This window comes from Flavonifractor sp. An112, assembly GCF_904377885.1.
Classification (GTDB): Bacteria; Bacillota; Clostridia; order Oscillospirales; family Oscillospiraceae; genus Flavonifractor; species Flavonifractor avicola.
The window spans coordinates 25406-31781 of sequence record NZ_CAJFGT010000021.1 but is presented as its reverse complement, the minus strand read 5'-3'; the positions used below and the strand labels follow the sequence as shown (position 1 = coordinate 31781).

Sequence of the window (6376 nt, the reverse complement as noted above, 5' to 3'; positions counted from 1 at the left end):
GAGGGTCCACCCGTTCCCATCCCGAACACGGAAGTTAAGCTCACCTGCGCCGAAAATACTTGTCTGGAGACGGACCGGGAAGATAGGTAACGCCAACACGAAGAGCGGACAGCTTAGGCTGTCCGCTTTTTGCTTTACAAAATCACCAGCCGTCATAGACAGCTGCTGATATAGGTACTGACATCAAAGGAATCTAGGCTGCTGTCCTTCCGCAGGTACAGGGGATGGTGGGGATGTCCCTTTTTGGAGCGGGCACCGGCGGAATACCAACAGGCGCCCAAATCGTTCCCAATCTCCACCATGTCCCGCAGGCAGTCGGCCAGATAGCTGCGCTTCTCAATGATCGCGCCCCAGGCGGCCCAGACAGCAGGTGTGCCGGTTTTAGTCTGCTCCAGGGCCCAGCGGAAGGCCGCCATATTTTCCTGGTGCAGGGCGGGATTGCACACCTTCTCCATATCATCAGGGCGTGTAGCCCGCTGGGCGTATACATTGAACATGATAAAGCTGTCATAGCCATTGCCCAAAGCGATGCGCTCCACCGATTTCAGGGTGTTGTCCAGGTCGTTAGGTGCGGCGGTGGAGGGATTGATGCCCACGCAGATTAGCGGACGGCTGCCCCGGGTGCCCAGGATGTAACGGTAGTCGCAGTAGCGGTTGGGGACGTAGAGCCAGCGGTCCACGTCATAATCGGCCTGAGGCAGCAGAGCCTCCTCCAAGGCCAGGGAAAAGGACTGAATGTCCTGCTGGGCGGTGTCGCAGGTGGGAATATGCATATCAAAACCTCCTGAGGAAGAACGGCTTGTGAGGCGCGTCGCTCCATGGTATACTCACCCTATCAGGATACAGGCAGGAGAAACAGAATGCAATACCGAAGTGTGAAAAAGGGAATCTTCCAGGCCAGACCCAACCGCTTTATCGCCCATGTGGAGGTGGACGGCAGGCTGGAGGTAGTCCATGTGAAAAATACCGGCCGCTGCCGGGAACTTTTGGTTCCAGGGGCCACGGTCTATCTGGAGGAGAGCGACAACCTGGCCCGCAAGACCAGATATGATCTGATCGCTGTGGAAAAGGGCCGGCTGCTGGTCAATATGGATGCTCAGGCCCCCAATAAGGTGTTTCAGGAGTGGGCGGAGGGAGGCAGCTTTCTGCCCGGCCTGACACTCCTGCGGCCGGAGACCACCTGGGGCAGCTCCCGGTTCGACTTCTACTGGGAGGCGGGAGAGCGCCGTGGCTTTGTGGAGGTCAAAGGGGTCACTTTGGAGGAGGACGGCCACGCCCGCTTTCCCGACGCGCCCACGGAGCGCGGGGTCAAGCACCTGGAGGAGCTAATCCGCTGCCAGGCAGAGGGCTACGAGGCGGCTGTCTGCTTTGTGATCCAGATGGCGGGAATGAAGGATTTTGCCCCCAATGATGTGACCCATCCGGCCTTCGGCGCGGCGCTGCGCAAGGCCGCCGGGGCAGGTGTCCAGGTGCTGGCCCGGGGATGCAGGGTCACGCTGGATACGCTGACCATCGCGGAAGCAGTAAAGGTATGCCTCTAAAATGAAAGTATTATATTGAAAACTTGCAAAAATAGAGATTATAAGCAGGGAAATTTCTGAATTATTTCCAAATATGCAAGAAGAATCTTGACAGATGCAGAAAAAGAGCATACACTGCGTCCATCAAGCAGAGACGCTCGTTTCGCCGAGGAAGGCGAAGCGAGCGTTTTTGTTTTCAGGGAGGAATGTATGTATTCGTCAGTGAACACGATCTGGGTGCTGTTGGGCGCCGCGCTGGTCTTTTTCATGCAGGCCGGCTTTGCCATGTGTGAGGCGGGATTTACCCGGGCAAAAAACACGGGCAATATTCTGATGAAGAACCTGATGGACTTCTGCATCGGCACGCCCATCTTCTGGCTGCTGGGCTTCGGCCTGATGTTCGGAAGCGCGGGGGCGCTGGTAGGCGGCTTTGATCCCTTCGTACGGGGCGACTATTCCGCCATCCTGCCGGAGGGGGTTCCCTTCTTCGCCTTCTTCATTTTCCAGACGGTGTTTTGCGCCACCGCCGCTACCATCGTATCGGGCGCTATGGCAGAGCGCACCAAGTTTATTTCCTACTGCATCTATTCTCTGTTGATTTCCGCTGTGGTCTATCCCATCTCCGGCCACTGGATCTGGGGCGGCGGCTGGCTGTCCCAGCTGGGCTTCCATGACTTTGCCGGTTCCACCGCGGTGCATATGGTGGGCGGCGTGGCCTCCCTCATCGGCGCCAAGATCCTGGGGCCCCGCATCGGCAAGTATGACAGGGACGGCAAGCCCCGGGCCATTCTGGGCCACAACCTCTCCATCGCCGCGCTGGGCGTGTTTGTGCTGTGGTTCTGCTGGTTTGGATTCAACGGCTGCTCTACCGTGTCCATGACCGGGAACGACACCCTGGTGGCTGCCGGCAGCATCTTCGTCACCACCAATATGTCGGCTGCTGTGGCCTGCGTGACCACCATGCTCTTTACTTGGATTCGCTTCAAGAAGCCGGATGTCTCCATGACCTTCAACGCAGCGCTGGGCGGACTGGTGGCCATCACCGCCGGCTGTGACATGGTATCTGTGGAGGGTGCGGCCATCATCGGTATCTGTGCCGGCATCGTGCTTCCCCTGGCGGTGGAATTCTTTGATAAGATAGCCAAGATTGACGATCCTGTGGGCGCCATTTCGGTCCACGGTGTGTGCGGCGCTATGGGTACCCTGCTCACCGGCCTGCTGGCGGTGGACGGTGGCCTGTTCTACGGCGGCGGTCCCAAGTTCTTCCTCACCCAGTGCCTGGGCGTGGTCAGCGTCATTGCCTGGGTAGCGGTGACTATGGTGATCATCTTTACGGTGATCAAGCACACGGTGGGTCTGCGGACCTCTGCCATTGAGGAGCTGGAGGGCCTGGACATCCACGAGCACGGCCTGCCTACCGCTTATGCTGACTTCAGTCAGTCCACCAGCATGACGGCGGTGGCCAAGCCGGACGCCTATCCGGAGCCCTATGTGGCTGGTGAGGCTCAGATGCCCGTGCAGGTCCCCGAGCGTGCTCAGCCTGCGGAGCGCACCAAGCCGGAAGCCAAGCTGACCAATGTGACCATCATCTGCAACCAGTCCAGGTTTGAGGAGCTGAAGAGCGCCATGAACGGCATTGGTGTGACGGGCATGACGGTAACTCAGGTGCTGGGCTGCGGCATCCAGAAGGGCAAGACGGAGTATTACCGCGGTGTGCCCATGACCATGAATCTGCTGCCCAAGGTACAGGTGGAGATCGTGGTGTCCAAGGTGCCGGTGGCACAGGTGGTGGATACCGCCAAGCAGGTGCTCCATACCGGTGGGATCGGCGACGGCAAGATCTTCGTCTATGATGTGGAGGATGTGGTCAAGGTCCGTACCGGCGAACACGGATATGACGCCCTCCAGGGCGAGGAGTAATGAGACAGCCCCCCGGACTTGTCAAAGTCCGGGGGGCTGTGGTATATTGGTAGAAATCATCACAGGGAGGAATGGGCATGGAGTCGGCCTATCAAATCTTCGCCGCAGAAATCACAGCCAAAGGGAAGGGCTATCTGGTCATCCAGCACTGCCGGACCGGAGAGCTGGACGAACTGCTGTGCCGGGGCCGACAGGAACTGCTGAGCCTGGGTGCAACGGAACTGCTTGTGACCTCCCGGGACCCCGGCGCGCCCCTGGAGGAGGGCTGGCAGGGGGATTGCCGGCTGGAGTTTGTCCGTGATCTGCTGGAGCTGCAGCGGGATCTGTCCCAGCTGCCCGGCCAGCCCCAGCGCCTCAGCCTGGAGCCCCTGACCCGGGAGCGGGGCGGGGCCTGGCTGGCTCTGCACAATGGATGCTTTTTTGAAATGCCCAATTCTGCTACTTACGGCCCCCGGGATCTGGACCGGGCACTGGAGGAGGGCCACCGCTGTGGATTTGCGGTGGTCAACGGGGTGCGAGTCGGGGTGTATGAGCTGGATCTGACCCAGGAGGTGCCGGAGATCGAGGGCATTGCGCTGCAAAAGGATGTCTGTGGACAGGGCCTGGGGCGGGAATTGCTCTGGGGGACTATGGCTCTGTTGGCGGAGGCTGGATTTGACCGGTGTAAGCTGCTGGTGGCCAGCGACAATGAGAGCGCATTTTCCCTGTACCGCCGGACGGGCTTCAAGGCGGCGGGTATCCGGAGCAAGTGGTTTCGGATGCTGCCCAACTGAATGGCAAAGGCGGCCGCCGTGCATGGCACGGCGGCCGCCTTTTATGCTGTCAGCGGTTGGCGGAGATCACCTGGTCCCACTGCTCCGCCGTCAGCGGCTGGGAGAGCCGCAGGGAACAGGTGTAGCTGCCGTCGGTCCACAAAGCCAGCACATAGGACTGTTCTGCATCCCCCTTCAGGATGACGGTCAGGCCATCCTGGTCGTAGGAGGTCTGAGCGGCATAGGCGGTGTAATCGCCGGAGTTGTCTTCGGTCCCGGCGGATTTGCGGAAGAGAGCCCACTGGGAGTCACCCTCACAGCGAATTTGAGCCAAGGTATCACCGTATGCGGTATAGGTACTCTGCTCCACCAGGAAGGGCAGCGCCTTCAGGTCGGATACGGAGAATCCAACCAAAGCCGAGAGGGCTTGGGCGGAGGACACTTCCTGGAGATTTGGGACCACAGTGATTGGGCCGGATGGGGTCTCCACAGGCTGGGGCGAGGTAATCCGGGGCAGGACCGAGATCCCTGCCAGCACTATGGCCAGACAGGCGGCGGCGGCCAGCGTACGCCGCAGAAGAAGCGGGGTGCGGGAGAAAGGCGTAGGCTGTCCGGCTGATTCCAGCTGTTCCAGAATGCGGGATCGCATGGCATCGGTCACTACAAGGTGGGACATGATCTCGTCATACTTCCGGGCCAAAGTCATACGCCTCCTTCAAGATCTCTTTCAGCTGAATGCGGCCTCTGCGCAGATCGGAACGGATGGTGGACTCTTGCCGGCCCAGGATGGACGCGATCTGGGCGGTGGAGCAGCCCTCATGATAGAAAAGGTGGATGGCAGCCCAGGAATGTTGAGGAAGAGCCTTGACGGCCTCCCATATAAAGGAGAGGTCCTCCCGCTGTTCCGCGGCCAGCGTGTCCCGCAGCTCATCGGCGGAGCGAAGGCGGTTGTACTTCAATCGGTTTTTGCTCAGGTTGGCGGCCACTCGCAGCAGCCAGGCCTTTTCGTGCTGGGGGCTCTCCAGCACAGGAGCGGTACGCAGAAATTGCAGCAGGGTGTCCTGGAGTACCTCCTCGGCGTCGCTTTGATTGTGAAGGTAGGAATAGGCCAGACGTAGAATACTGTTACCATAGGTGTCCAGCATCCGGGCAGCCTGAGCGTTGGCGGTTTGCCGGACGGCCTCCTCCTCCGGCTTCCGGGCAAAGAGCAGTCGAAGGGCGTGTAGGATATGGGCGCGCAGGCCGGGCCGTCTCAGGCGGCAAACAGCGGTCATTCCCATCGACTCCTCCCCCTTCTGTAGTAATGGAACGCTGGCGTCATGCCACGGATGCCACCAGTGTGAGCATAGCGTCCCGGCTCAGGCCGGCGGCGCTCTGAATGGCATAAGTATAGCCCTCCGTAGTCCAAACCGCAACCTTAACCGTGTCTCCGTCCCCCTTCAGGGTAACCTCTGTTCCGTGAGAGGAAAGGGTGTCCACCTGAGGATAGGCGGTATAGTCGCCGCTGATATCCTCCTGCCCCACCGCCTTACGGATGGTGAGGTTATCTTCACAGAGGACCTGGATCATCTGATCAGGCAGCACAGAGATGTGCTCCGGGGTGCAGCCGTCAGGCAGGTTCAGAGAGAAACCAGCCTGATCCTGGGCCTCCGCCAGCGTGCCGCATTCCACAAAGGGATTGGGGATCTGAGTGGAGGGATCAGTCTGGATGGAGATGGTGCCGCTGTCGCCGGTGATGGCGTCCTCCTGGTTGCCCAGCAGGGCGTCAAAGAGGGCCAGGGGTACATAGGTAGTACCATCCACCGCATAGGGAGGGCAGCCCAGAGAGAAGGGGGCGCTCATACTCACCATATCTTCCAGACTGGTGGTAATCACATAGCGGTCCACCCCAAGGGTCACATCAGTGTGTACCTTGCCGGTGTCCACCCGGATCTGCTCTCCAGACCAAGTCACGGTGAAACCCAGTTCTTCCGCCAGAGCACGGAGGGGAACCATTACGCTGCCCCGAATTTCGGTATCGGTGCCGTTGACCTGGATGGCATAGCCAGAGGGAGAGGCGGTCTCGTCCACAGTAACGGGAGCGGCCAGAACAGGCAGACAGAGGGAGCCGGCCAGGGCCAGGGACAGCAGAGTGGGAACAAGCTTTTTCATAGAAATCTTCCTTTCCGGTGAATTGCGGGAGAG

7 protein-coding genes and 1 rRNA gene are annotated in these 6376 nt (G+C 59.8%); 4 read left to right on the top strand and 4 right to left on the bottom strand.

Annotated features, from left to right (window positions below; translation table 11 throughout):
* Positions 1 to 98: ribosomal RNA gene (rrf, locus tag IHN22_RS04825) — 5S ribosomal RNA — on the top strand; the annotation flags it as partial.
* Between the two features lie 54 nt (positions 99 to 152).
* Here the strand turns inward: rrf and IHN22_RS04820 are convergent.
* A complete protein-coding gene (locus tag IHN22_RS04820; RefSeq protein WP_087329688.1) occupies positions 153 to 773 on the bottom strand; it encodes a DUF1643 domain-containing protein in 621 nt (206 codons plus the stop codon).
* 87 nt (positions 774 to 860) lie between these two features.
* Here IHN22_RS04820 and sfsA point away from each other — a divergent pair, with 87 nt between their 5' ends.
* From sfsA to IHN22_RS04805, 3 genes are all read left to right on the top strand, one after another.
* A complete protein-coding gene (gene sfsA, locus IHN22_RS04815; RefSeq protein ID WP_191433816.1) occupies positions 861 to 1541 on the top strand; it encodes a DNA/RNA nuclease SfsA in 681 nt (226 codons plus the stop codon).
* A 189-nt stretch (positions 1542 to 1730) separates the two neighbouring features.
* Positions 1731 to 3440, top strand: coding sequence for an ammonium transporter (locus IHN22_RS04810; RefSeq protein WP_191433815.1), 1710 nt, complete (start codon positions 1731 to 1733; stop codon positions 3438 to 3440).
* A gap of 77 nt (positions 3441 to 3517) precedes the next feature.
* The gene (locus IHN22_RS04805) at positions 3518 to 4213 is read left to right on the top strand and encodes a GNAT family N-acetyltransferase (RefSeq protein WP_191433813.1); all 696 of its coding nucleotides are present in this window, start codon (positions 3518 to 3520) and stop codon (positions 4211 to 4213) included.
* 49 nt (positions 4214 to 4262) lie between these two features.
* On the opposite strand, the gene IHN22_RS04800 is transcribed toward IHN22_RS04805, so the two are convergent.
* The 3 genes from IHN22_RS04800 to IHN22_RS04790 are packed head-to-tail and all read right to left on the bottom strand — an operon-like array spanning position 4263 to position 6343.
* A complete protein-coding gene (locus IHN22_RS04800) occupies positions 4263 to 4892 on the bottom strand; it encodes a hypothetical protein (RefSeq protein WP_191433812.1) in 630 nt (209 codons plus the stop codon).
* On the bottom strand, positions 4876 to 5472 hold the full coding sequence (locus IHN22_RS04795) for an RNA polymerase sigma factor (RefSeq protein ID WP_300985494.1): 597 nt from the start codon (positions 5470 to 5472) through the stop codon (positions 4876 to 4878). The genes IHN22_RS04800 and IHN22_RS04795 overlap by 17 nt, the downstream gene beginning before the upstream one ends.
* 37 nt (positions 5473 to 5509) lie before the next feature.
* Complete coding sequence (locus IHN22_RS04790) at positions 5510 to 6343, bottom strand: stalk domain-containing protein (protein ID WP_191433810.1); 834 nt, start codon at positions 6341 to 6343, stop codon at positions 5510 to 5512.
* Positions 6344 to 6376 lie beyond the last annotated feature (33 nt).